The organism is Sphingomonas sp. BK580 (genome assembly GCF_014194975.1).
GTDB lineage: Bacteria > Pseudomonadota > Alphaproteobacteria > Sphingomonadales > Sphingomonadaceae > Sphingomonas.
Window position 1 is genome coordinate 1 of sequence record NZ_JACIAY010000004.1, and the last position, 25,987, is coordinate 25,987.

Consider the following 25,987-nt stretch of genomic DNA (forward strand, 5'->3'; position numbering starts at 1 on the left):
GCCAATGGTACTACTGCCTAAGCAGTGGAAGAGTAGGTCGCCGCCAGGCATTGCAGCCCGCGCGTTGCATACCCATCACACAAGAACCCATTCACGACGTCTCCGCCGCCGACGGCCAATCCGCCCGCGCGCGTATCGAACTCCTTGCAAAGCCAGAGATCCCAGCGTCAAGGACAAGGCATGTCCCATGCGCTCCGCTCTCTCGCCGTCGCCGCTGCTCTGCTCGCGGCCGCGCCCACGAGGGATGTCGAGCAGCGTCCGCTCCTCGACTCCGCGCCCGATCCCTATGTCGTGGTCCATGGCGGCTGGTACTATCTGATGGCGACCCGTGGCGACCGCCTCGCGATCCGCCGCACGCGCGATCTCGCGCGCCTCGCCGACGCCACCGAGAGAACCGTCTGGCAGCCGCCCGCCGCCGGCGCCAACGCGCGGTCGATCTGGGCGCCCGAGCTCCACCGCCTCAACGGTCGCTGGTATATCTACTATACCGCGGCCGACGCCGAGCACGACGACGACTCGCATCGGGGCGTCTTCGTGCTCGAGAACCGCGCCGCCGACCCGCTCGCCGGCCGCTGGATCGATCGCGGCCGGGTCAACACGCGCCTGCCGGGGCTCGACGGTACCGTCTTCACCGCACGAGGCCGTTCCTGGTTCGTCTACTCCGCCTATGACGGGCCCGACAGCGTCCTCGCGATCGCCGCGATGCGCGACCCCTGGACGCTGACCGGACCCGAGCGGGTCATCGCCCGGCCCGACCGGGCGTGGGAGCGGCAGGGCGGCCGGCAGATCCTCGAGGGCCCCGCCTTCGTCCGCGGCCCGCGCGGCGACCTCTTCCTCAGCTACTCGGGCAGCGCCTGCTGGTCGGACGGCTATGCGGTGGGCCTGCTCCGCGCGCGCGGCGACGCCGACCTGCTCGACCCCCGCAGCTGGAGCAAGGCGGCACGCCCGATCCTCGCGTCAAGTCCCGTCGCGCACGTCTTCGCGCCGGGGCACAACGCTTTCTTCCAGCCTCGGCGCGGCGAGACATGGATCGTCTACCATGCCAACCGGGCGGCGGGGCAGGGCTGTACCGCGCGCCGCGCGCCCCATGTCGCGCGGGTCCGATGGAACGCGGCCGGTGTGCCCGAGGTGCCGCTCACCGACGCGGCGCTCCCCGCGGCGCTCCACGACTGAGCGTATTCTTGCTTCAGGTCAGCAAGGTTGTCGCTACGTACCGTCTATTTATCTGATAAGTCTCTGACATAGCGGACCGTCGCGCGGGAACGCGGACGGCCCGACGACCATGTCAGGAGAGGTTCCATGCGCCACATGCTCGCGCTGTCCGTATCGTCGGTGGCACTGACCGCCGCCCTACCCGCGCTCGCGCAGCAGGGCAGCACGCCGCCCAACGCGCTGCAGACCCCGCCGCCGACCGACGCCGGCGCGCCCGCGGGCAGCGACAGCGCCCACCTTCCCGGTGCCGACGTGGCTGCCCCTCCGACCAGCGCGCCCGACGCGGCGACGAGCGGCGACGAGATCGTCGTCACCGGCATCCGCGCCAGTCTCGCGCGCGCGGCCGAGATCAAGCGCTCGGCGCCGCAGGTGGTCGACTCGATCGTGGCGCAGGACATCGGCAAGTTCCCCGATCCCACCACCGCCGCCGCGCTCCAGCGCGTGCCCGGCGTGCAGGTGACGGTCGGCGGCAACAACGAGATCGTCAACCCGCTCGTCCGCGGCCTGCCCGACATCCTCACCACGCTCGACGGCCGCGAGATCTTCACCGCCGAGGGGCGCGGCTTCGCGTTCCAGGACCTGCCGGCCGAGGCGGTGGCGCGGGTCGACGTGTTCAAGTCGAACACCGCCAATCTGATCGAGGGCGGCGTGGCGGGAACGATCGACCTGCGGCTCAACAAGGCGTTCAACTATACCCAGCCGACGATCGCGCTGAGCGGCAAGCTCAACTATCCGTCGAACGCCGAGAAGCTCGGCCCGCAGGTGAGCTTCCTCGCGACCGATCGCTGGGACACCGGGATCGGCGAGATCGGCGCGCTGATCAACGTCTCCTGGTACGACATGCCCTACAACCGGCCGAGCAACTATGTCGCCGACCGCCGCTCGGGCAACGGCGGGCCCGAAGGCGCCGAGGGGCTGATCCTGCCGATCTCCACCGGCGGCCTCAACGAATATGGCCGCTACCAGCGCCCCCAGGCCAATGCCTCGCTGCAGTGGCAGGCCAGCCCCGCGCTGGAGATCTATGTCGACGGCCTCTACTCGGCCTATCGCAGCAAGTTCACCACCGGCTTCTACGAATATCGGCTGAGCACCGCGCGCAGCGTGAGCGGCGTCGACCGCTCGAACGATTGCTTCACCGCGGCGATCGCCCCCAATCGCGGCAACCCCGATCCCACCACCGATCCGGCGACGATCACGCAGCAGAACCTCTGCTCGTTCAACGCGGCGACCTTCAACGACCTCGAGGCCTTCACCTCGACCCAGGCGCACGACAATCGCACCGACACCTGGCTCGCCGCCGGCGGTTTCCGCTTCGACCAGGGCCCGGCCAAGGCCAATCTCGACGTCAGCTACGAGCGCTCGATCACCAACAACGCCAATTTCATCGTGGACATCGGCAAGCGCGTGCCGAGCGTCACGTTGGGGCTGACCGACCCGAACCAAACCGCCGCGATCACCGCGCCCAACAACCCGATGGCGGACCCGGCCGGCTTCACCTTCATCAACGCGCTGTTCCAGGATTATTCGCGCGCGAGCGGCGGGCTGTTCGCGGCCAAGGCGGATGCGAGCTACGACTTCGACACGATCCTGAAGACGATCGAGGTGGGCGGCCGCTACGCCGATCGCACCGCCAATTTCCAGCAGGTCCAGCTCGGCGTGAACCCGCCGGGAGGCTCGTTCGCGACGCCGATCACCGCGACCGAGCTGCCGCTCGAGCGCGCGCCCGGCATCCCGCAGATCAACAACGGCGCGCCGTTCGTGCTACCATCGACCGACTATCTGCTGTCCGGGGCGGGGCAGCAGTCGCTGCGCGCCTTCTTCCGCGCCCCGGACGGGCAGCCGCCGTTCGATCCGACCCGCCGCTTCGACGTCGCCGAGAAGAGCTACGCCGCCTACGCCCAGGCGGGCTATGAGGTGCCGTTCGGCAGCGGACCGGTGGTGCTCGACGGCCGCCTCGGCGTCCGCCTCAGCAAGACCGACCGCGAGATCAGCGGCACCGGCCTGGTCAGCGGCACGCCCGTGACGACCACGTCCAAGACGAGCGACACCGACTGGCTGCCCAATGCGAGCGCGCGGCTCCAGCTCGGCGGCGGGCTCCAGCTCCGCGCCACCTACGCCAAGACGCTGGCGCGGCCGGGGTTCGGCTCGCTCAACCCGGGGCTGAACTATATCGTCTCGACCAACCCCAACATCCTCAACAGCGGCTCGGGCGGCAACCCGCAGCTGCGCCCGCAGAAGTCGGACAGCTACGACGCGACGATCGAATATTACTGGAAGGACGGCTATGTCGCGCTCGCGGGCTATTACCGCGACATCAGCGACCGCGTGATCACCGCCAGCACCGCCGAGCTGATCGACGGCATCACCTACAACATCTCGCGCCCGCGCAACGTCGGCACCGCCAAGCTGAAGGGGATCGAGGCCAGCGCGCAGACCTTCTTCTCCTTCCTGCCCGGCGACCTCGCCGGACTGGGTGCGTTCGGCAATTTCACACTGGCTGACTCGGAGGTGGGCGGCGACGACCCGCTGTCCGGCTACCCGCTGCAGGGCGTCTCCAAGTATAATTTCAACGCGGGCCTGCTCTACGATCGCCGCGGTATCTCGGCGCGCGTGGTCTATACCTACCGGTCGAGCTATTTCGACGAGGACCGCTCGGGCACGCAGGACGTCCGCCCGGTCGGCTCGCCGGCGTGGCTCAACTATGTCCGCCCCAACGGCCGGCTCGACTTCAGCCTGGGCTATGACGTGACCAGGAACGTCACCGTCACGGTCGAGGGCAGCAACATCCTGCGCTCGCGCTACCGCAGCTATTTCAACGAGGACTATCTGTGGCGCGACACCCGCACCGACGACAGCCTCTACGCGGTCAGCGTGCGCACGCGCTTCTGAGCGACGGAGCGGCGGCGCCAGGCGTCGTCGCTCGGGCGGCATAGCGAGCGATTATCGCGTCGAGCCGTTAGGAAGGCGGCAGAGACGCATCGTTTCACTTGCAGCGGCGTTCGCTCCGTGGGCAGAGTGGGACGGCAGAGCATCGGCCGATGCGCCGTGGGGACCATTTCTGCGGAAAGAGGAGAGTGTGATGGCACGATCAGCGGAGAAGCGCGGCAAGGATGAGACCGCCGCGGCCGAGAAGAAGGTCAAGTCGACCGGCAAGGCCGCGGGTGGCGCACGCGGCGGCATCACCGCCCCGGTCACCCCGTCGCCCGAGCTGGCCGAGATCGTCGGCAAGAACGACCTGCCGCGCAGCGAGGTCGTCAGCAAGGTCTGGGAGTACATCAAGAAGAACAACCTTCAGGACGAGAAGGACAAGCGCCAGATCAACGCCGACGCCAAGCTGGAGAAGATCTTCGGCAAGAAGTCGGCCAGCATGTTCGAGATGAACAAGCACCTCAGCGCGCACCTGAGCGCCAAGAAGGCCTGACCTAGGCGGGCGCCGGGACGCGCGTCGCGCAAGTGACGCGGCCCGGCGCAGCGATCCCGCTTGCGTCCGCGGGGCCGTGCGATACGCTTTGTCCTCCAACGACAAAGGGGCATCGTGCATGGCGATCGGGCGCAATCTCTTCCTTCTCGGCGCGGCGCTCGCGCTGATCACGGCGCCCGGTCTGGCGCAGACTCCTTCATCGGACACCGCCGCGATCGGCTCCGACGCGCAGGCGCTCGACATCGCCAAACGCGCGATCGCCTTCCGCAGCGTCGCGGGGCAGGGCAACCAGACGCCGCAGCTCGCCGCCTATCTCAAGTCGGTGCTCGTCGCTGGCGGCTTCGCCGACTCGGACGTGACGATCACCCCGGTCGACGGCACCGCCTATCTGGTCGCGCGCTGGCGCGGCAGCGACCCGTCGGCCAAGCCGCTGGTCGTCTCCGGCCATATCGACGTGGTCGAGGCCAAGCCCGCCGACTGGCAGCGCGATCCCTTCACCCCCGTGGTCGAGAACGGCTATCTCTACGGCCGCGGTGCGACCGACATGAAGCTGGACGCGGCGGTGGCGATGACCGCGCTGCTGCGGATGAAGCGCGCGGGCTTCAAGCCGCGCCGCGACATCGTGCTCGAGTTCTCCGGCGACGAGGAGACGCGGATGAAGACCAGCGCGCTCATCGCCGAGCAGCTCAAGGACGCCGAGCTGGTGATCAACATCGACGGCGGCGGCGGGCGCTTCGCCGAGGACGGCAGGCCGCAGTTCTTCACCTGGAACGGCGCGGAGAAGACCTACGCCGATTTCGAGCTGACCGTCACCAACCCGGGCGGGCACAGCTCGGCGCCGCGCCCGCAGAACGCGATCAACCAGCTCTCCGCCGCCCTGGTGCGGATCGGGCAGTATCGCTTCACGCCGCAGCTCTCTGACGTGACCCGCACGTTCTTCCGCGAGGCGGCGAAGCAGAAGACCGGCGAACTCGCCGCCGCGATGCGCGCCTTCGCCGAGAACCCCAAGGACGAGAAAGCGATCGCGGTCCTCGCCGCCGACCCGGCCTATGTCGGGCAGATCGGCACCACCTGCGTGTCGACGATGGTATCGGGCGGGCACGCGCTCAACGCGCTGCCGCAGCGCGCCACCGCCAACATCAACTGCCGCATCTTCCCCGGCGTGAAGCCCGCCGACGTCATGGCCACGCTCAAGCAGGTCGCGGCCGAGCCGGCGCTGACGATCCGCGACGTGAGCGAGGGATCGGTGGCCAACGACGCCTCGCCGATGCGCCCGGACTTCGTCGCGGCGGTGACCAGGGCGGTGGGCAAGGCGTGGCCCGGCGTGCCGGTCTTCCCGAGCATGTCGGCGGGGGCGAGCGACAGCATGTGGTTCCGCTACCACCATGTGCCGAGCTACGGCGCGAGCCCGACCTTCATCAAGGAGTCGGACGATTTCAGCCACGGCCTCAACGAGCGCACCGAGGTGCGCAACATCGCGCCGGGGATCCGCTATTACGTGTCGCTGTTCGGCGATCTCGCGAAGTGAGGTCGAAGCTCGGCCGCATAGGCGGTTCAGGGCGGAGCGGTTCGATGACCGTTCGTTCCCCGGCGCAGGCCGGGGTCCAGTTGGGGGCCGCCGATGAGGCTCACACCCGCTTTCCCAACTGGGCCCCGGCCTTCGCCGGGGATCATGATGGGATCGGGTGTACCGCCGGCACCACCGGCGTGTTCGCGGGCGGCGGCGGAATGAGGACAGCGCCGTGTTCCCACGCACGCGAGAATGCAGGGTCGTGAACGTCACTGCTGAGCCAGGCTGGGCTCCCGCGTTCGCGGGAGCACGATGGTCGCTTCCTCACATCGCCTCCACATACCCTGCCACCACCGCCCGCGCCTCCGCCGCCGAGAACGCCCCCGGCGACAGGCACAGCTCCAGCCACAGCCCGTCGACCAGTGCGGTGAGCCCCACGGCCAGCAGCCGACGCCGCTCCGCCGCCACGCCGGCCTCGTCCAGCAACACCTCGAGCCGCGCGCGATAGTCGGCGTAGTGCCGCGCGTGGCTCGCCTGCATCGTCGCGCCGCCCTGCGCGAGGCTCCAGAAGGCGATCCAGGTCGCGAGCAGCGCGGGGTCGGCGATCGGGGGCGCGAAGCTGGCGTCGAGATAGGCCGCCAGCCGCGCGCGCGGCGACTCGCCCGCCGCCGCCACCGCCGCCTCCAGCGCCTCGCCCACCTGCGCGGCGACATGGTCGTAGGTCGCCTCGACCAGCCGCTCGACCCCGCCGAAATGGTGCGTCACCAGGCCCGGCGACACGCCCGCCTCCGCCGCGATCACGCGCACCGAGGCGCCCGCCGCGCCGCGCGCCGCCAGCACGCGCGCGGTCGCCGCGATCAGCTCGGCGCGGCGCGCCTCGGGAGCGGCGCGCTTGCTCACGCCGCGGCGTTGTTATACGTTCGTGCAACAATCACGCGGGGGCCTCCATGCATCGCTCGACCGATCTGCCTTACGCCGATCCCGACGCGGATTGGAGCCTGCCCGGCTGGCTCTACACCGACGCGGAATATTTCGAGCTCGAGTGCGCGCGCGTGATCCGCCCCTCGTGGCAGATCGTCTGCCACGAGAGCGACCTCGCCGAGCCGGGCGCGTGGCGAACGCTCTCCTATCTCGGTGAGCAGCTCGTCGCCGTCCGCGGCGGCGACGGCGTGATCCGCGGCTTCCACAACGTCTGCCGCCACCGCGCGATGCGGCTGGTGGAGGGGGCGAGCGGCTGCGCCAGGAAGCTGGTCTGCCCGTACCACGCGTGGGTGTACGAGCTCGACGGTCGCCTGACGGGCGTGCCGATGAAGCGCGACTATCCCGCGCTGCGGCTCGAGGAGAACGGGCTCGCCGCGGTCGAGGTCGAGACGTGGCGCGGCTTCGTCTTCGTGCGGCTGGAGGATGATGGCGGCCCGAGCGTCGCGGCGATGATGGCGCCCTATGACGAGGAGGTCGCGCCCTATCGCTTCGAGGAGATGCGCCGCCTCTCCGACGTGCGCGAGCGCGAGCGGCGGGTGAACTGGAAGAACGTCGGCGACAATTACTCGGACAACCTCCACATCCCGGTCGCGCACGACGGGCTGACGCGGCTGTTCGGCAAGAGCTACGCGATCGAGGCGGCGGGCTGGGTCGATCGCATGTCCGGCGAGCTGGTCGACCGGCCCTCGAGCGACTGGTGGGAGCGCTTCTACCAGACGCATCTGCCGCGCGTCGACCACCTGCCCGAGGCGAACCAGCGGCGCTGGCTCTACTACAAGCTGTGGCCCAACATGGCGTTCGACCTCTACGCCGACCAGATCGACTTCATGCAGTGGCTGCCGCTGACGCCGACCACCAGCCTGCTGCGCGAGATGAGCTTCGCGCTGCCGGACGAGCGGCGCGAGATGCGGCTGGTGCGTTATGCCAACTGGCGGATCAACCGCACCGTCAACGCCGAGGACACCTGGCTGATCGAGCGCGTGCAGGAGGGGATGGCGTCGTCGAGCTACACCGCCGGGCCGATCGGCGCGAGCGAGGTGTGCCTGCGCAGCTTCGCCGCCAAGATCCGCGAGCGCATCCCCGAGGCGCGCCAGCACCGCGCCCCGCCGCCGGGCTGGTCGCGGCGCGTGCGCGGGGTGTGAGGGACGGGGGGCGGCAGGTCGGGGCGGGCGCTCTCGCCCACCGACTGCCGTCATCCTGAACTTGCTTCGGGATCCACCATGCCGCGAGAGCCGAAACAGCCGAGCGTTCGGGGCGCTGGACCCCGCAACAAGTTCGGGGTGACGCCGGTGGGATGGTGACGGAGCGGGGCGAATACGTCCGAGGACACGAACAAGGGGGCACCATGACACAGCGCTACGACGCGATCATCATCGGCGGGGGGCACAACGGCCTGGTCTGCGCCTTCTACCTCGCGCGCGCGGGCCTCAAGGTGCGCGTGCTCGAGCGGCGCCACGTCGTCGGTGGCGCGGCGGTGACCGAGGAGTTCCACCCCGGCTTCCGCAACTCCACTGCCAGCTACACCGTCAGCCTGCTGCGCCCCAAGGTGATCGCGGACATGAAGCTGCACGATCGCGGCTATCGCATCATCGAGCGCACGATCAGCAACTTCTTCCCCTTCCCGGACACCTATCTCACGCTCGGCGGGGGCACGCAGCGCACCCAGGCGCAGTTCGCGCGCTTCAGCCAGCGCGACGCCGACGCCTACCCCGCCTATGATGCCGCGCTGGAGCGTGTCGCGCAGGTGCTGCGCGACCTCGCGCTCGAGATCCCGCCCAACGCCGGCGGCGGGCTGCTCGAGCTGGTCAGCGCGGCGCGCCAGGCCTGGCCGCTCGCCAAGCTCGACATCGCCGCGCAGCGCGACCTGCTCGACGTCTTCACGAAGTCGGCGCGCGACTTCCTCGACGGCTGGTACGAGGACGATCACGTCAAGACCGCCTTCGCCTTCGACGCGGTGGTGGGCAATTACGCCGGCGTGTCGACGCCGGGCTCGGCCTATGTGCTGCTCCACCACGTCTTCGGCGAGGTGAACGGCAAGTACGGCGCATGGGGCCATTCGGTCGGCGGCATGGGGGCGATCACCCAGGCGATGGCCGCGGCCTGCCTCGCCGAGGGCGTCGAGATCAGCGTGGACGCGCCGGTCGCGCGCGTGCTGGTCGACGGCGGACGCGCCGCGGGCGTGGTGCTGGAGAGCGGCGAGGAGATCGTCGCGCCGATCGTCGCCGCCAACGTCGGCCCGGCGATGCTGTACCGCCAGATGATCGCGGGCCACGAGCTGCCCGACGATTTCCGCCGCCGCGTCGCCGGGTTCAAGACCGGCTCGGGCACGTTCCGGATGAACGTGGCGCTGAGCGAGCTGCCCGACTTCACCGTGCTGCCCGGGCGCGAGCGCGCCGAGCACCATACCGCCGGTATCATCATCGCGCCGGGCATGGACTATATGGACCGCGCCTATGACGACGCGCGCGTCCACGGCTGGTCGCGCCAGCCGATCGTCGAGATGAAGATCCCCAGCACGGTCGACGACAGCCTCGCCCCGCCGGGGCAGCACGTCGCCAGCCTGTTCTGCCAGCAGTTCGCGCCCGAGCTGCCGCCCGGTCCTGACGGCGAAGCGCGGAGCTGGGACGAGGTGCGCGAGGAGGTCGCCGATCACATCATCGACACCGTCACCGCCCATGCGCCCAACTTCAAGGCGAGCGTGATCGCGCGCCAGATCCACTCGCCGCTCGACCTGGAGCGCAAGTTCGGGCTGATCGGCGGCGACATCTTCCACGGGCGCATGAGCCTCGACCAGCTCTGGTCGGCGCGCCCGGTGCTCGGCCACGGCGACTATCGTGCGCCGATCCGCGGACTGTACATGTGCGGCTCGGGCGCGCATCCGGGCGGCGGCGTGACCGGTGCGCCCGGCCACAATGCCGCGCACGCCATCCTCGCCGACCGGCGGCTCAGCGCGCGCTGGCGCCGCCGCGCCTGACCGCGAGGTAGACCGGCACGCCGGCGAGCAGCAGCACCAGCGCCCAGCCGTTCGCCTCCGCGCCCAGCCCGTAGGACAACCAGCCGACGAACACCGCCGCGATCACGCTGACGACGCGCGCGGCGGGGTCGTCGCGCAGCAGCTTCACCGCGGCGAGCGCGCTGGCGAGATAGGCCAGCATGCCCGCGGCGAGCGACACCGAGGCGACGAAGGCGAACAGGTCGCCCATGCCGCGCGTGAAATTGGCGAGGGTCACCGCGGTGACGAGCAACCCCGCGACGACATGCGCGCGCGCCGGCGTGCCCTGCGCGGTCTCGCGCGCGAACCAGCGCGGGAAGACGCCGCCCTGCGCCATCGCGCGCGGCACCTCGCCCTGGAGCAGCACGAAGCCGTTGAGCGTGCCCAGCGCGCTGATCGCGGCGAACAGCGCGACCACCTGCGCGACGCCGCCGCCGAAGCCGAGGCCGAGGAACGCCGCGATCGGCGCGGGCGAGGCGGCGACGGTGGCCCGCGGCATGAGCGCGGTGATCGCGCTCGACACGATCAGGTAGATGACGCCAACGGCGGCGGTGCCGACCAACGTGGCGCGAGGGACGATCCGCCGTGCATCGGCGACGCGGTCGGCCGGTACCGTCGCCGACTCGACGCCGAGGAAGCCCCAGAAGGTCAGCGCCGCCGCGCCGGCGGTGCCCGTCACCGTCAGCGGCACCGCGACCTCGTGCGACACCGCGGCACCGCGCGTCAGCAGCAGCCACGCGGCGAGCAGCACCACCGCGGCGAGCGGCACCAGCTTGATCACCATCGTCGTCATCTGCAGCTTCACCGCGAGATCGACGCCGCGGATGTTGACCAGCACCGCCAGCCACACCAGCACCACCGCGGCGATCGCGGCGTGCGGCGCCAGCGCGGGGAAGGCGAGGCTGAGCGCGCTCACCACCGCCACCGCCACCGCGCCGTTGCCCGCCCAGACCAGCGTCCAGTAGCTCCACGCCGTGGCGAAGCCGATCACCGGCCCGAACGCGGCGTCGGCATAGGCATAGGGCCCGCCCGCGCGCGGGATCGCGGCGGCGAGCCGCGCGAACACGAACGACAGCGTCATCGCCCCCGCGATCGTCACCACCCAGCCGAGCGTGGCGTTGGCCCCCAGCGGCGCCAGCGTCGCGGGCAGCAGGTAGATGCCCGAGCCGATCAGATTGCCCATCACCAGCGCCAGCAGGCCCCAGAAGGTGAGCGCGCGGCTTGATCGCGCGGCCTCGGCGTGATTGTCTCGGTCTTCCATGTCCCTCGTGTCTGTCCGCGAACCCCGGCGTCTGCCGCCCCTGCTAGTCGACGCGGCGCTGGCGCTCCACGACAATCGCCTGGACGTCGCCGAGCCGCTGCTCCGCGACTACCTTAAGCGGGATCCGTTCGACGCGCGCGCGATCCGAATGCTCGCCGAGCTGGCGGGGCGGCTCGGGCGCAACCGCGACGCCGAGACGCTGCTGCGCCGCGCGCTCGAGCTGGCACCCGGCTTCACCGCGGCGCGCGCCAATCTCGCGATCGTGCTCTATCGCCAGAACCGGCCGACCGAGGCGCTGGCCGAGCTCGACGCGCTGCTCGCGATCGAGCCCGGGCATCTCGGCCACGCCAACCTCAAGGCCGCGGCGCTGGGGCGGCTCGGCGGGTTCGACGAGGCGATCGCCCTGTACGAGCGCGTGCTCGCCGCCGCCCCGGCACAGCCCAAGGTGTGGATGAGCTTAGGCCATATGCTCAAGACGGTCGGGCGCCAGGCCGAGGGGGTCGCCGCCTATCGCCGCGCGATCGCGCTGCGTCCGGTGCTCGGCGAGGCGTGGTGGAGCCTCGCCAATCTCAAGACGGTGCGCTTCGACGATGGCGACGTCGCGGCGATGGAGCGCGCGCTGGCCGAGGCGGGTGAGGACGAGGACCGCTTCCACCTCGACTTCGCGCTCGGCAAGGCGTGGGAGGAGCGCGGCGAGGCCGATCGCGCCTTCGCCCACTATGTCGCGGGCAACGCGCTGCGGCGGCGCGGCATCGTCTACGACGCGGACGCGACGGCGGCGTTCGTCGACGCCAGCGTCGCGCTCGCCACGCCCGACTTCTTCGCCACGCGCAGCGGCTGGGGCTGCCCGGCGCGCGACCCGATCTTCGTGCTCGGCATGCCGCGCGCCGGCTCCACCCTGGTGGAGCAGATCCTCGCCTCGCACAGCCAGGTCGAGGGGACGACCGAGCTCCCCGATCTGCCGGCGATGGCGCGTCGCCTCGACGATTACCCCGGCGGCCTGAGCTCGCTCACCGCCGAGCGCGCGCGCGAGCTGGGCGAGGACTATCTGCGCCGCGCGGCGGTGCAGCGGCGCACCGACCGGCCGTTCTTCGTCGACAAGCTACCCAACAACTGGGCGCACGTGCCGCTGATCCGGCTGATCCTGCCGAACGCCACGATCATCGACGCGCGCCGCGAGCCGCGCGCCTGCTGCTTCTCCAACTACAAGCAGCATTTCGCGCGCGGGCAGGGGTTCAGCTACGATCTCGCCGACATGGGGCGCTACTATCGCGACTATGTGCGGCTGATGGCACGCGTCGACGCGGTGCAGCCGGGTGCGGTGCACCGCGTGATCCACGAGGAGCTGGTCGACTCGCCCGAGCCGGTGATCCGTGCGCTGCTCACGGCGTGCGGGCTCGACTACGAGGACGCGTGCCTCAGCTTTCACGCGACCGAGCGCGCGGTGCGGACCGCCTCGTCCGAGCAGGTGCGACAGCCGCTCTTCCGCGGCGGCGACCGCGCCTGGCGCCCGTTCGCCGAGCATCTCGGCCCGCTAGAGGCGGCGTTGGGGGAGGTGGTCGCGGCCTATCCGGAGGTGCCGGCCGAGGTGGCGTGAGCGGCATCTGGCTCCCGTTGGGGGGTGCTCCGGCTCGCGCAGGAGGCCAGAGCCATGCTCGTTCGGCCGCGGCCCCGGGTTCCTGCGTGCGCAGGGACGAGCAGCGATGGTTTGAAGACCTTCCCGCACCGACGCCGCTACGCACCCAGCCGAACCGCCGCGACGCGGGCGAGCCGCTCCAGCGCGCGGCACTGCGGCTCAGGCGGCGCGGCGCGTGGGCGCTGGTCCACCGCGCACAGCATGCCGAGGGCAGCGCCGTTCACGTCGACCAGCGCGGCGCCGACGTAGAACCGCACCGCCTCGGGCCCCTGCGCGATCGGCAGGCGCGCGAACCGCGCGTCGGCGTGGAGATCAGGGATGCACAGCACGCGGTCCGGCTCGGTCATACCGTGCGCACAGACGCACTCGTGGCGCTCGAGCCCGTGCAGCCGCGAGTTGAAGCGTCCGGCGACCCACAGCCGCTCGTCGACGATCGTGATCAGCGCGGCGGGTGTGCCGACCAGACCGGCCGCAGCGGCGGCGATCTCGTCGAGCTCCTCGGCGAGGCTTTCCCAGTCGGCGCGCCGCGCCCGTGCGAGGGGCGAGGGGCGGGGGGCGGGGGCACGCGGGCTGGACCAGAGACGCATGGTGACTCGTCGATCGAGGGCATGTTCCTCCTAGCGCCACGGCGTGAACAAGCCGTTCCGCTCACGCTGTCAGGAAATTAACCACGAGACGCTAGCTCGTCGGGCATGCGCCGTTCGCCCGCACTCACGTCCTTGATGGGCTCCGGCCCCTCGCTGATCGCCGGTTTCACCTTGCTGGTGAGCTGCGGCGGCAGCGCCGCACTACTGGCGGCGCAGAGCCGCTCGGCGTTCGCCTGGGTGCAGCACACGTTCGAGGTCGGCGCCGCGCTCGACGCGGTGCAGATCCAGGCGATGCGGGCCGAGATCAACCGGCGCGGCTATGTCATGACCGGCGACACCGTGCAGCGCGCCACCTACGCGCGCTCGGTCGCGCGCGCGCGCCCCGCGCTGACGCGGCTCGAGCAGATGGTGGCGGACAATCCAGCGCAGCGCGCCAACGTGGCGGGGCTGCGCGGTCGGCTGAGCGGCCGGTTCGACGAGATGGCGCTGGCCGTGCGCTGGCGCGACGAGGGGCGCACCGCCGCCGCGGTCGCGCTCACCGGATCGGCGGCCGGCAAGCAGGGCACAGCGGCCGTGGTGGCGGCGCTGGCCCGCGTGCGCGACGCCGAGCAACGCCTGCTCGTCGCACGCAAGGCACGCATCGCTCGGCTGGAACGGCTCGGGATCGCGACCGGGCTCGCCAGCGCGACGCTGCTGCTCGCGCTCGCCGCCTTCGTCCACCGCGAGCGCCGCCGCCAATTCGCCGACCTTGAGCGCGCGCACGCGCGGCTCGCGCAGGACATGCAGCTACGCGAGCGTGCCGAGGCCGAACTGGCGCTGCTCGCCGCCAACGCCACCGACGCGGTGATCCGGCTCGGGCGCGACGGCGTCTGCCTCTATGCCTCACCGTCGGCGCAGGAGACGTTCGGCGCGCCGCCGGCGGCGCTGATCGGCGAGCCGCTCCACCGCTTCGTCCATCGTGACGACCGCGCCGCGGTCTCCGCCAGCTTCGCGCGACTGATCGCGGGCGAGGCGCTGCGCGACGTGGTGACCTGTCGTCAGGCGCCGCGCGAGCTCGACGAGGGGGCTGAGAGCGAGGAGACGACGCGCTGGCTCGAGGCGAGCGTGCGCGCGATCGTCGACGTGCCGGGCCGGCCGCCGCGCGGCGTCATCGCGGCGGTGCGCGACATCACCGCGCGCAAGCGGCTCGAACTGGCGCTGGAGGGCGCGCGCGCCAGTGCCGAGGTGGCGACCCAGGCCAAGTCGAGCTTCCTCGCCAACATGAGCCATGAGATCCGCACGCCGATGAACGGCGTGCTCGGCTTCACCGACCTGCTGCTCGCCGCCTCGCCGACCGAGGAGCAGCGCCGCTACCTCGAGCTGATGGCCGATTCCGGTCGAGCGATGATGCGGCTGCTCAACGACATCCTCGATCTCGCCAAGGTCGAGGCGGGCGAGATGCGGCTGAGCGAGGAGCCGCTCGATCTGCGCCACGTGCTGCGGCGATGCGTCGGTCTGATGACCGCGGTGGCCGAGCAGAAGGGATTGTCGCTGCGGCTCGAACTGGCACCCGAGCTACCGGCGCGCCTGCTCGGCGACCCGCTGCGCTACCGCCAGATCGTGCTCAACCTGCTCGGCAACGCGATCAAGTTCACCCCCGCGGGCGAGGTGGTGGTGCGCGCCGAGGTCGGCGGCGGGCGCTTGCGCGTCAGCGTCGCCGACAGCGGCATCGGCATCGCGCCCGAGCGGCTCGACGCGATCTTCGAGGAGTTCGCGCAGGCGGACCGCACGACCGAGCGGCAATATGGCGGCACCGGCCTGGGATTGGCGGTGAGCGCGAAGCTGGCGGGGCTGATGGACGGCTCACTCGGTGTCGCGAGTGCGCCGGGGCAGGGCGCGACCTTCACGCTCGACGTCCCACTGCGCGCCGCCGAGGCGACGGAAGAGAACGTGCCTGTGCCGACGCCATCGACCGCCACGGCGCCGGGCGGTGCGGCGCGCGTCCTGATCGCCGAGGATCACGACATCAACCAGGAGCTCGTGGTCGCGGTCGCGCGCCAGATCGGTCTCGAGGCGACGCTGGTGAGCGACGGCGACGAGGTACTGCCGGCGGTCACCGCGGCGGTCGCGGCGGGTAAGCCGTATGCGCTCGTTCTGATGGACATGCAGATGCCGCGCATGGACGGGATCGAGGCGACGCGCGGGCTGCGCGCCGCCGGCTACGACGCCGCGACGCTGCCGGTGGTGGCGCTGACCGCCAATGCCTTCGCCGACGACATCGCGGCCTGCCGCGCCGCAGGGATGCAGGCGCATGTCGCCAAACCGCTGCGTGCCGCGGAGCTGGCCGAGGCGGTGGGACGCTTCGTGGTCGCATCCGCGCCCGCGGCGACCCCGTCGCGCGCGGCGATCAGCCCCTCGCTGCGGGCGCGCTTCGAAGCACGCACCGACGCTGCCCTCGCGGCCTTGCAGGCACTGGCGGACGGCACGTCGGTGAGGGAGGAGGCGCTCGACGGCCTGCACAAATTGGCCGGCACGGCCCGGCTGTTCGACCGCGAGCGGCTGGGCGAGCTCGCCGCCGCGCTGGAGGACCGGCTGACGCGCGAGGCGCTACCAGACGAGGAGCTGCGCGCCGCCGTGAGAGAGTTGCGCGACGCCGCGTGAGCCATCCGCCTGGAGTGCACCGTAGCTCACTTTTGTCGCAAAAAGTGCGCCCCGCCGGCGTGAACGGAGCGGCGCGCGCGCCGCTCCGGGTCGGCGCTAGCGTTCGCCGTCGGCCTTGCCGGTGAGCGGCGGGCCGTCGCCGCCGCTGCGATCCTCCTCGAGATCCTCTCCGGGGTTCCCACCGCCCGCGCCCGAGCCGCTGCCGTGGACCTCGCCGCTTGCCGGATCGAACGACGCGCGCCGGCCATTCTCCGGCGGCAGCGCGGGGTCTCCCGCGCCCACCCGCGAGCCGGCGGGCGCGACCGAACCTGCCGGCATCTGCTCACCGAGCTTGTGCTCGTCCTCTCGGCTGTAGCCCTGGCCGAACGTCCCGTCGTCCTTGTCGAACGCGGGCCGGCGGTGGTGTTCGGGGTCAGCGGTGCGGTGGCGATCGTCAGTCATCCCACCTCAACGCACCTTTCGGGTCCGCGATCCGCGACGCTGGACCGCCATCGCGCTGGCACGAAGGTGGAAGCCTTCGCTGGTCGCCACGCCGTCGATGTGCTAGAGCCTCGCATTAGCGTTATGGGGCGATGTGATGGGTAGAGAAGACGTACGCACGACGAGGCACCTGGGTGATCAGGTCGACACCAGTTACGTCTCTGAGCCCGCTCGGGTGTCGGGATCATGGCGACGCCCGTGATCGTGACCGCGCCGCTTCCCGCCGCGCTGCTCGCGCGCGCGGCGCGCTGCTGGCGGCGGGCGCGCGACTCGCACGCGCCGGCGCAGCAGCGGCTGTACGCCTTGCTGGCCCCGCTCGGCTACGGGATGATGGCGCCGGTGATCGACAGCGTGATGACGCTGGGCGAGGTCTGCCTCGGGCGTCAGCTCTTTGGCTGCTGCGCGCTCAGCCGCGACGGTGACGAGGCGCTGCTGTGCGCGCTGCTCGCCGACCCGGCGCGTCTTGACCGATTGCCGCACTGCCGCTTCTGTCCTGACCGCCGCTGGCGCGAGCGGCGCGAGCTGTTCGCGGGCGCGTTGCGCTCGGCGCGGGTGATGGCGGCGCTGGCATGAGCGACGCCTGCTTCGCCCCGGTCGCGCCCGACCGGACCGCGGCCGAGCGGCGCACGCGCACCTTGCTCGCCGAACCCGGCTGACTCGCGCGCCGCGCTGCCCTAAGCGCGCGGGCGGAGACCCGTCGCCATGATCCTCGCGCCATGACCATCGACCTCGTGTGCCTCGATGCCGATGACACCTTGTGGCACAACATGCGCTTCTTCGCCGCCGCCGAGCAGGCGTTCGCCGAACTGGTCGCGCCGTTCGCCGACGCGCCCGCGGCGCGCGCGCGCATGGAGTCGATCGAGGTGCGCAACCTCAGGCGCTACGGCTATGGCGCGAAGAGCTTCACGCTCTCGATGATCGAGACCGCGCTGGAGCTCGCCGGCGACGACCTGCCCGCCGCGAGCGTGCGGCAGCTGCTCGAGATCGGCCGGACCTTGCTCGACCACCCGGTGGAGTTGCTCGACGACGTCGCCGCCACGCTGGAGCGGCTCGCCGCGACCGCTCGGCTGGTGCTGGTCACGAAGGGCGACCTGCTCCACCAGGAGGTCAAGCTCGCCGCCTCCGGGCTGGGGCAGCTGTTCGCCGGCGTGGAGATCGTCAGCGACAAGCGCGCCGACACCTTCGTGCGGGTGTTCCACCGCTACGGCTGCGCGCCCGAGCGCGCGGTGATGGCGGGCGACTCGATGCGCTCCGACGTGCTGCCCGCGCTGGAGGCGGGGGCGTGGGGCGCGTACATCCCGCAGCCGTTGGCGTGGAGCCACGAGGCGGCGGCGACGCCAGCGGCGCACCCGCGCTTCCGCCAGCTGGCGCGGCTGGGCGAGCTGCCGGAGTGGATCGCGACGCTGTGAGGGGAGCGGGGTCCTGTCAGTGAAGCGTCAGGCCTACGAACGCCTCACCTCCAAGCGCGCCGCCATCCCGGCGAACGCCGGGGTCCAGTCGGGCGACGTGAGCGAGTCGCAGGACGGCCTTCCCACCTGGACCCCGGCGCGCGCCGGGGTGGCGGCCGGAGTGACGCAGCGGCGAGCAGACACACCGACGCCGAGACGGGAGGGAGCCGCCACCCCCTCCCGCCATCACGTCAGTTGAAGCGGCCCGCGAGCGAGACGCCGACCACGCGCGGCTCGTTGAACACCGCGGCGTTGTAGTTCTCGATCACGCCCTTGAGGTTCTTCTCGTCGGTGATGTTGCGCGCGAAGGCGGCGATCTCATACTTGCCGTCCGCGGTGGTGTAGCCGACCTTGAGGCCCAGCTCGAGGTTGCCGTCGGCGTAGAATTCGCGCGTCTTGTACAGCACCAGGTTGGTGTAGCCCTGCACGTTGAGATCGCTCGAGACGAACAGGTTGCCCTCGTTCGTCAGCGGGATGTCGTAGCGGACCGCGGCGTCGAGCTGCCAGCGCGGGGCGTTGGGCAGCGGGTTGCCGTCGATCTGGGCCAGCACCGCGGGCGCGCCGAAGATGGTGCGCGTGATCGTCGGGTCCTGCACCGTGCAGGTGACCACGCCGCCGAAGGCGCAGACTTGCGCGTAGACGCGCTTGTCCTTGATCTCGGTGTGGATCGCGCTGCCGCCGAGCGAGAAGGTGATGTTGCGGATCGGCCGCCACTCCAGCTCGGCCTCCATGCCATAGGCGTTGGCGTGATCGGCGTTGAACAGCACGCCGTTGCCGTTGGCGTCGTTGCCGTTGAGCTGGATGTCGTCGACCCGATAGGTGAAGGCGGTCGCGTTGAGGCGCAGGTTGGAGGTCGGCCGCGACTTCACGCCCGCCTCGTACGACATGATCGTCTCGGAGTCGGCGGTGGTGAAGGGCGTGTTGAACACCGCCGAGCGGCCCTGGATCGTCGGGCCGCGGAAGCCGCGCGCGACGCGGGCGTAGACGCTGGTGGCGTCGTCCAGCTCATACAGCGCCGAGACGTCCCAGCTCGGCTCCTTGCCGGAGAGCTTCACGCTGCGCGCCGCGCCCGCCGGGAAGGTCTCGGCGGTGCCGGCGGCATTGCGGCCCGAGCGGACCAGCTCGGTGCGCTTGTCGTCCTCGGTGTAGCGCACCCCGGCGGTCAGCGTCAGCCGGTCGGCGAGGCGATAGCTCGCCTGGCCGAACACCGCCCAGCTGGTGTTCACGTCGTGCAGCCGTACCCAGTTGTTGGGGTTGTAGCCCGTCGTGCCCGGGCGCAGGAAGTAGCCGCGCTGGTAGAAGTCGGTGACGTCGCGGCTGTCGAAGTAGAAGCCGCCGAACTGCCACTTGAACGCGCCGTCGCCGTTACTGGCCAGGCGCAGTTCCTGCGTCCACTGGTCGAGGTCGCGGATCCGCCCCTCGCTCTCGCCGAAGCCGACGCCGCCGAAGTTCACCGCGGCGCCGCCGTCGGTGTCGCCGCGGCTGTAGCCCGAGGTGGTCTCATAGCCGGTGATCGAGGTCAGCGTCGCCGCGCCGAAATCCCAGGCGGCGTTCACTGAGCCGCCATAGGTCTTGTACGCCTGGGGATTGCCGGCGGCCTCGTCGAGCGCGACCTGGTCGCGCGGCTCGCGGTTGATGTTGTTCTGCCCGCGCAGCAGCGCGCCGCGGTGGAAGATCGTCGAGGTGCCCTCGTAGGAGCGGACATGCCCCGAGACGTTGACCGACAGGTCCTCGGTCGGGGTGAACAGCAGCTGGAGCCGCGCGTCGCGCTCGTCGAAGCCGCCGAGCTGGTCGCGCCCGCCGCGCGTGCCGTCGGCGCCGGTGCCGGTGAACGTGTTGTCGACCCAGTCGTCGCGGTGCTGGTACAGGCCGGAGAGGCGGATCGCGATCTTGTCCTGCACGATCGGGCCGCCGACGCCGCCGTCGAAGGTGACGGTGTTGTAGCTGCCGTAGGAGGCGTTGAAGCGGCTGGTCCAGCTCTGGCCCGGGCGGATGGTGTCGAACTTGATGATGCCGGCGGTGGTGTTGCGCCCGAACAGCGAGCCCTGCGGGCCGCGCAGCACCTCGACGTTGGCGACGTCATAGACCGGGTTGGACTTCAGCACGACGTGCTCGAGCACGATGTCGTCCTGGATGATCGACACCGGCTGCGACGCGCCGAGGTAGAAATCGATGTTGCCCAGGCCGCGGATGTAGAAGCGCGGGAAGATGCGCCCCGTCGTGGTCTCGGCGTAGAGGCCGGGGACGCGTCCGGCGAGCGCGAGCGCGTCCTCGCCGCCCGCCTGGAAGGTGCGCAGCGAGTCGCCGTCGACCACCGCCACCGAGACAGGCACGCGTTGGATGTTCTCGCTGCGGCGCTCGGCGGTGACGACCACGTCGCCCAGTCCGTCGTCCGCGGTGGTGGTGCCGGCCGCGGCGGCGTCGGTCGCGGCGGCGGGCACGTTCTGCGCCAGCGCGGGCTGAGCGAGCGCGACGAGGCCCGTGGCGGCGGTGGCGAGCAGGATCGACTTGGGTGAGCGCATGATGTCCTCTTGTCTGTACGCGGCAAGAGGCATGGGGCGACGCCGCGGCGCGGTCAGCGCACCGGTTCACCGTCGCACGAGGCCCCCTGGCGGCCCCTCGATCCATGCGGCTCCCCCCGCGGCGCACGCGCTAGGACGCGATTGTGTCGGGATCGTGAAATGTTGCGGTCTATTTCTCGGCGAGGCGGGCGGCGTGACCGCGGTCGCTCCACGCCCGTGTGATCCAATTCGCTCCGTCCGCCCGCGTGCTCCTGCGCATGCAGGAGCCCAGAGCGACAAGCACCAGCCGTCGCGGCGTTGCGCTCCGGGCGTTCGCCGGAGCACGATGCGGCGCGAGGTGATCGAGCAAGCACTCGCCATCGTCGGGGTCGGCGCCATGCCGTCGCTGTTCCCGACTCGCCGCCTCGTGCGTTAGAACGCCGACGGGGGGCTATCGAGACGAACGAGGTAAGGTCATGCGTTTCCTCCCCACCTTCGCCGCGGCGGCGCTGCTGAGCGCGGGCGCGATCGCCGCCGCCCCGCGCGACCGTGCGCCCGACGCCGACTATCAGAAGCTGATCGCGGGGAAGACCGCGGGCAAGCCGCAGGAGTGTATCGACACGCGCTTCACCCGCCCGGATCTCTCCGCCTACGGCACCAAGCTGGTCTACCGGGTGAGCAACAAGCTGGTTTATGTCAGCGAGACCGGCGGCGGGTGCGAGCGGGTACGCCGCGGCGACGCGCTGGTCACGCGCCAGTTCCAGACTCGGCTGTGCCGTGGCGACATCGCGCAGACGGTCGATCTGCCCGCGCGAATCCCGACGGGCAGTTGCGCGCTGGGCGCTTTCGTGCCCTACCGGGCGCCGTAAGTATCAGGAGAAACGATCGCATGGCCGACGAACCCAATGAGCAGGAGCTGACCGGGGTCGAGACCCGCGTCTCGCCCAAGCCCGAGGTCGACGCGATCGGCGGGCGCAAGCTCAAGCCGGCGACGCTGATGATGGGCCACGGCTATGACCCGACGCTCTCGGAAGGCGCGCTCAAGCCGCCGGTGTTCCTCACCTCCACCTTCGTCTTCCCCAACGCGGCGGCGGGCAAGCGCCATTTCGAGGGCGTCACGGGCAAGCGACCCGGCGGCGCGGCGGGGCTGGTCTACTCGCGCTTCAACGGGCCCAACCAGGAGATCCTCGAGGACCGGCTCGGGATCTGGGAAGGCGCCGAGGACGCGCTGACCTTCTCCAGCGGCATGGCCGCGATCGCCACCCTGTTCCTGTCACTGGTGCGGCCGGGCGACACGATCGTCCACTCGGGCCCGCTCTACGCCGCGACCGAGACGCTGATCGCGCGCGTGCTCGGCCGCTTCGGGGTCCACTGGCTCGACTTCCCCGCGGGCGCGACGCGCGAGGAGATCGACACCGTGCTCTCGAAGGCCGCCTCGGGCCGGGTCGCGCTGATCTATCTCGAGAGCCCGGCCAATCCGACCAACGCCTTGGTCGACGTCCAGGCGGTCGCCGCGAGCCGCGACGCGATCTGGGGCGATGCCGCCGAGAAGCCGCCGATCGCCATCGACAACACCTTCCTCGGGCCGCTCTGGTCGCAGCCGCTCCAGCACGGCGCCGACGTGGTGGTGTACAGCCTCACCAAATATGCCGGCGGCCACTCCGACCTGGTCGCGGGCGGGGTGCTCGGGTCCAAGGCGGTGATCGACACGATCCGCGCGATGCGCAACACGATCGGCACGATCTGCGATCCCAACACCGCCTGGATGCTGCTGCGCAGCCTCGAGACACTCGAGCTGCGGATGAGCCGCGCCGGCGAGAACGCCGCGAAGGTGTGCGCCTTCCTGCGCGACCATCCCAAGGTGGAGCATGTCGGCTATCTCGGCTTCCTCGCCGAGGCGGAGGGGCGACAGGCCGACATCTACCGGCGCCATTGCACCGGCGGCGGCTCGACCTTCTCTCTGTACCTCAAAGGCGGCGAGGCGGAGGCGTTCCGTTTCCTTGACTCGCTCAAGATCGCCAAGCTGGCGGTCAGCCTCGGCGGCACCGAGACGCTCGCGAGCCATCCCGCGGCGATGACCCATCTGTCGGTGCCCGACGCGCGCAAGCAGGCGCTGGGGATCACCGACAATCTGGTGCGGATCTCGATCGGCGTGGAGGACGCCGACGATCTGATCGCCGACATGGAGCAGGCGCTGGCGGCGATCTGAGCCGCTGACGTTGCCCCTCGCGCGCGTGCGACACGACCGGGCCACGCGGAAGCCGCAGCTGCCGTGCGGCGACTCGATCGTGTCCGCGCCGGACATCGTCGGCTTAGGCGACGCGGGCGGAGGTGGCCGGCGTGATCCTCGGCGGCCGGACGCGCGCGACGATGCCGTCGCGGCCTGACCGCCCGACGGGGAGCCGCTGCTGCGACGGTCGTCAGGTCGCGACCCGGGGCGGCGGCGAGCCGCGGCGGAGCGGGGCTAAGCCGACGGCGACGCGTGCGCGCGGCGCCGCCGATCACACTATAACCAACCGGGCTGAAAGTGGGGCGGCACTTGTTCTAAATAGAGAATGATGAAAATAGAATGGTGTGAGCAAGTCGACCTCCGTCATCGCATTGTCACGCTAGCGCCGCGCAACCTCCCTATCGGCCCCTCGCAAGGCCAAGGGCCATAGAGGGGTTGGAGTTCATGTCGTACATCTCGCGTCGCCGCCTGCAGTTGCTCGCTGGCATTGCCGTCCTGACGGTGCCGAGCCACGCGCTCGCTGCTCCCGGTGGCGTCGCGCCGGCCACCGCCGCCGACCCGACCGCCACGCCTGACGCCGCCGCGCCCGACGCGGCACAGCCCGGCGGGCTCGACGAGGTGGTGGTCACGGCGACGCGGCGTGAGACCAACCTGCAATCGACCCCGGTCGCGATCAACGTGCTGAGCACGCAGGCGCTGCAGGACCGCCACGTGCAGAGCCTGTATGACCTCGCCGACGGCGCGGTGCCCAGCCTGCGCGTCGCCACCTTCGAGGCGCGTCAGTCGGCGCTGACCGTGGGCATCCGCGGCATCGTCCCGCTCGATGCCAACCAGCCCGCGCGCGAGCAGGGGGTCGGCATCTACATCGACGGCGTCTATCTCGGCCGTCAGCACGGCCTCAACGCCGCATTGTTCGACGTCGAGCGGGTCGAGGTGCTGAAGGGCCCGCAGGGCACGTTGTTCGGGCGCAACACCGAGGGCGGCGCGCTCAACATCGTCACCCGCGCGCCCTCGGGCGAGTTCGAGGGCCGCATTCGTGCCGGCATCGGCAATTACGGCGCCTATAATGGCGAGCTCCACCTCGACCTTCCCGAGTATCACAACGTCAGCGTCAAGGTGGACGGCGTCGTCCAGTACCAGGGGCCGACCACCAAGAACCCGCTCGCTGGCCAGACCGGCTTCAACTATTACGATCGGCGCGGCGGTCGCATCGCCGCGCGCTGGAAGCCGTTCGAGGGGCTGACCGACGACTTCTCCTACGACTATGGGCTCGACAAGAACTCGCCCTTCTACAGCCAGCTGCTCAACTACAATCCCAACAGCTGCACCGCCGGCCCGGTGAGCAACGCGCCCAACTGCGTGCTGCCGGGCACCAGCTACAGCACGCTCACCGGCACGGTGAAGCCGCTGCTGCCGGGCGTGGTGGTCAACGGCACCAGCCGGATGAAGGTGGCGGACATCGGCGTGCCGCAGCAGCCCAGCGTCGACCAGACGCATGGTTTCACCAACCTGCTCAAGTACAAGGCATCGCCCGAGGTGGAGCTGCGCTCGATCACGGCGTGGCGCGGGGTCAACGCGACGCAGTGGGATAATTCGGGCGGCGCGCACCGTGTGCCGGTGGTGAACCTCACCGCCGCCTGCACCGCCGCGGCGCCGTGCGGCTTCAGCCGGTACAGCCTCGCCGACCTCCATCAGAACCAGTTCAGCCAGGAGTTCCAGGCGGTCGGCACGATCGACCGGTTCGACTATGTCGCCGGCCTCTACTATTTCAACGAGCACGTGACCGACGACGCCGCGACGCCCAACTCGAACGGTGCGGTCGCGGTGCTCAACGCCGCCGGCCAGGTGACCGGCGCCAACTACGTCATCCTCGATCCCTGCCGCGGCTCGAGCGGTTTCGGCTCGCAGCCGGGCTGCCGCTCGATCGACCGCGCCTCGGAGGTCTGGTCGAAGAGCTACGCCGGCTACGGCCAGATCACCTGGAACCCGCTCGACGTGCTCCACCTCACCGCGGGCGGCCGCTACACGCACGACACCAAGCGCGGCGTGCTGCACACGTCGCGCAACGTGAACTATGACGTGAACACTGCGGCGGCGACCGCGGCGGGCTATCAGCCGCTCGATCGCAGCTGGGACCGCTTCAACCCGGCGCTCACCGTCGCGTTCGACGTGACCCAGGACGTCCACGCCTATGCCAAATACGCTACCGGCTATCGCGCCGGCGGCGCCAGCTCGCGCACGGCCAATTACCAGTCGTTCGGGCCGGAGGATATCAAGTCCTACGAGATCGGGCTCAAGTCGGACTTCTGGGACCACCGCGCACGGCTCAATCTCGCTGGCTACATCATGGACCGCAAGAACAGCCAGGTCGACATCAGCTCGATCCAGCCGTTCAACGGCAGCAACTTCAACAATCTGGTGACGATCAACGCGCCGGGTACGACCAAGATCAGGGGGATCGAGGCCGATCTCACGCTCAACCCGGTCGAGGGGCTGACGCTCAACGGATCCTACGCTTATACCTATACCAAGATCCCGCCGGTGCAGATCAACTATACCGCGGGCGGCGCGACGAGCAGCGTCGAGCAGAACTTCTATATCGTCTTCACGCCGCGCAATGCCGCCAGCGGTTCGATCGACTATCGCGTGCCCGTCGGCGAGGGCAGCACCACCTTCCGGGTTCACGTCGACGGCAATTACGCGCAGTCGACCCAGGCGTTCGACCAGTTCGCGACCCGAGCCGACGCCTCGCTGATCTTCAACGGGCGGATCGCACTGGCGGACATCGCGCTGGGCGAGGGCAAGCAGAAGCTCGAGGTCGCGCTGTGGGGCCGCAACCTGTTCGACGAGCAGTATGTCTATCGCCGCGATCCCTCGAACAGCCTGCCCGCGGCGCCGACCAGCAGCGTCAGCGCCGGGAGCATCAACAACGTGCTCGGCGACTACGGCAATTTCAACGCGCCGCGGACGTTCGGGCTGGAGGCGCTGCTGAACTTCTGAGGGGAGGGGAGGGAGCGCGGCTGGGTCACGGCCGTGCGACACCGTCCCCGGCTCACTCCCGTCATCCTGACCTTGTCTCAGGGCCGGT

At 70.6% G+C, this 25,987-nt stretch carries 18 protein-coding genes; 13 read left to right on the forward strand and 5 right to left on the reverse strand.

The genetic code is table 11. The annotated features are described in order from the left end of the window. Window positions 1–180: 180 nt before the first annotated feature. From FHY05_RS08950 to FHY05_RS08965, 4 genes are all read left to right on the forward strand, one after another. Entirely contained in the window at window positions 181–1,173 is a 993-nt protein-coding gene (locus FHY05_RS08950) for a family 43 glycosylhydrolase (protein WP_183944058.1), read from the forward strand. A gap of 126 nt (window positions 1,174–1,299) precedes the next feature. Continuing rightward, complete coding sequence (locus tag FHY05_RS08955) at window positions 1,300–4,101, forward strand: TonB-dependent receptor (RefSeq protein WP_183944059.1); 2,802 nt, start codon at window positions 1,300–1,302, stop codon at window positions 4,099–4,101. A 190-nt stretch (window positions 4,102–4,291) separates the two neighbouring features. Continuing rightward, the gene (locus FHY05_RS08960; protein WP_183924416.1) at window positions 4,292–4,633 is read left to right on the forward strand and encodes an SWIB/MDM2 domain-containing protein; all 342 of its coding nucleotides are present in this window, start codon (window positions 4,292–4,294) and stop codon (window positions 4,631–4,633) included. Between the two features lie 118 nt (window positions 4,634–4,751). Beyond that, on the forward strand, window positions 4,752–6,161 hold the full coding sequence (locus FHY05_RS08965) for a M20/M25/M40 family metallo-hydrolase (protein WP_183944060.1): 1,410 nt from the start codon (window positions 4,752–4,754) through the stop codon (window positions 6,159–6,161). Window positions 6,162–6,467: 306 nt separating this feature from the next. Here FHY05_RS08965 and FHY05_RS08970 read toward each other — a convergent pair whose 3' ends face one another. Further along, window positions 6,468–7,043: a TetR family transcriptional regulator C-terminal domain-containing protein gene (locus tag FHY05_RS08970; RefSeq protein ID WP_183944061.1), complete on the reverse strand. Its 576-nt coding sequence runs from the start codon at window positions 7,041–7,043 to the stop codon at window positions 6,468–6,470. Between the two features lie 47 nt (window positions 7,044–7,090). On the opposite strand from FHY05_RS08970, the gene FHY05_RS08975 reads away from it, so the two are divergent. Both FHY05_RS08975 and FHY05_RS08980 read left to right on the forward strand, forming a co-directional pair. Beyond that, on the forward strand, window positions 7,091–8,266 hold the full coding sequence (locus FHY05_RS08975) for an aromatic ring-hydroxylating dioxygenase subunit alpha (protein ID WP_183944062.1): 1,176 nt from the start codon (window positions 7,091–7,093) through the stop codon (window positions 8,264–8,266). A gap of 203 nt (window positions 8,267–8,469) precedes the next feature. Beyond that, on the forward strand, window positions 8,470–10,098 hold the full coding sequence (locus FHY05_RS08980; RefSeq protein WP_183944063.1) for an NAD(P)/FAD-dependent oxidoreductase: 1,629 nt from the start codon (window positions 8,470–8,472) through the stop codon (window positions 10,096–10,098). Here FHY05_RS08980 and FHY05_RS08985 read toward each other — a convergent pair. Beyond that, complete coding sequence (locus FHY05_RS08985) at window positions 10,070–11,377, reverse strand: amino acid permease (RefSeq protein WP_183944064.1); 1,308 nt, start codon at window positions 11,375–11,377, stop codon at window positions 10,070–10,072. The two genes, FHY05_RS08980 and FHY05_RS08985, sit on opposite strands and share 29 nt — an antisense overlap. Between FHY05_RS08985 and FHY05_RS08990 the strand changes: the two genes are divergently transcribed. After that, the gene (locus FHY05_RS08990) at window positions 11,376–12,974 is read left to right on the forward strand and encodes a sulfotransferase (protein WP_183944065.1); all 1,599 of its coding nucleotides are present in this window, start codon (window positions 11,376–11,378) and stop codon (window positions 12,972–12,974) included. The two genes, FHY05_RS08985 and FHY05_RS08990, sit on opposite strands and share 2 nt — an antisense overlap. 137 nt (window positions 12,975–13,111) lie before the next feature. Here FHY05_RS08990 and FHY05_RS08995 read toward each other — a convergent pair whose 3' ends face one another. Further along, window positions 13,112–13,600 (reverse strand): GAF domain-containing protein, encoded by a 489-nt coding sequence (locus FHY05_RS08995; RefSeq protein ID WP_183944066.1) that lies wholly within the window; start codon window positions 13,598–13,600, stop codon window positions 13,112–13,114. A gap of 105 nt (window positions 13,601–13,705) precedes the next feature. On the opposite strand from FHY05_RS08995, the gene FHY05_RS09000 reads away from it, so the two are divergent. Beyond that, window positions 13,706–16,240 (forward strand): ATP-binding protein, encoded by a 2,535-nt coding sequence (locus FHY05_RS09000; RefSeq protein WP_183944067.1) that lies wholly within the window; start codon window positions 13,706–13,708, stop codon window positions 16,238–16,240. A 96-nt stretch (window positions 16,241–16,336) separates the two neighbouring features. Here FHY05_RS09000 and FHY05_RS09005 read toward each other — a convergent pair whose 3' ends face one another. Then, complete coding sequence (locus FHY05_RS09005; RefSeq protein WP_183944068.1) at window positions 16,337–16,681, reverse strand: hypothetical protein; 345 nt, start codon at window positions 16,679–16,681, stop codon at window positions 16,337–16,339. A gap of 225 nt (window positions 16,682–16,906) precedes the next feature. On the opposite strand from FHY05_RS09005, the gene FHY05_RS09010 reads away from it, so the two are divergent. Then, on the forward strand, window positions 16,907–17,293 hold the full coding sequence (locus FHY05_RS09010) for a hypothetical protein (protein ID WP_183944069.1): 387 nt from the start codon (window positions 16,907–16,909) through the stop codon (window positions 17,291–17,293). A 143-nt stretch (window positions 17,294–17,436) separates the two neighbouring features. After that, a complete protein-coding gene (locus FHY05_RS09015; protein ID WP_183944070.1) occupies window positions 17,437–18,129 on the forward strand; it encodes an HAD family hydrolase in 693 nt (230 codons plus the stop codon). Between the two features lie 230 nt (window positions 18,130–18,359). On the opposite strand, the gene FHY05_RS09020 is transcribed toward FHY05_RS09015, so the two are convergent. Beyond that, entirely contained in the window at window positions 18,360–20,690 is a 2,331-nt protein-coding gene (locus tag FHY05_RS09020) for a TonB-dependent receptor (protein ID WP_183944071.1), read from the reverse strand. Between the two features lie 455 nt (window positions 20,691–21,145). Between FHY05_RS09020 and FHY05_RS09025 the strand changes: the two genes are divergently transcribed. The 3 genes from FHY05_RS09025 (at window position 21,146) to FHY05_RS09035 (ending at window position 25,899) form a co-directional block, all read left to right on the forward strand. Next, on the forward strand, window positions 21,146–21,538 hold the full coding sequence (locus FHY05_RS09025) for a hypothetical protein (RefSeq protein WP_183944072.1): 393 nt from the start codon (window positions 21,146–21,148) through the stop codon (window positions 21,536–21,538). Window positions 21,539–21,558: 20 nt separating this feature from the next. Further along, complete coding sequence (locus FHY05_RS09030; RefSeq protein WP_183944073.1) at window positions 21,559–22,878, forward strand: cystathionine gamma-synthase family protein; 1,320 nt, start codon at window positions 21,559–21,561, stop codon at window positions 22,876–22,878. A 465-nt stretch (window positions 22,879–23,343) separates the two neighbouring features. Further along, complete coding sequence (locus FHY05_RS09035) at window positions 23,344–25,899, forward strand: TonB-dependent receptor (RefSeq protein WP_183944074.1); 2,556 nt, start codon at window positions 23,344–23,346, stop codon at window positions 25,897–25,899. Window positions 25,900–25,987 lie beyond the last annotated feature (88 nt).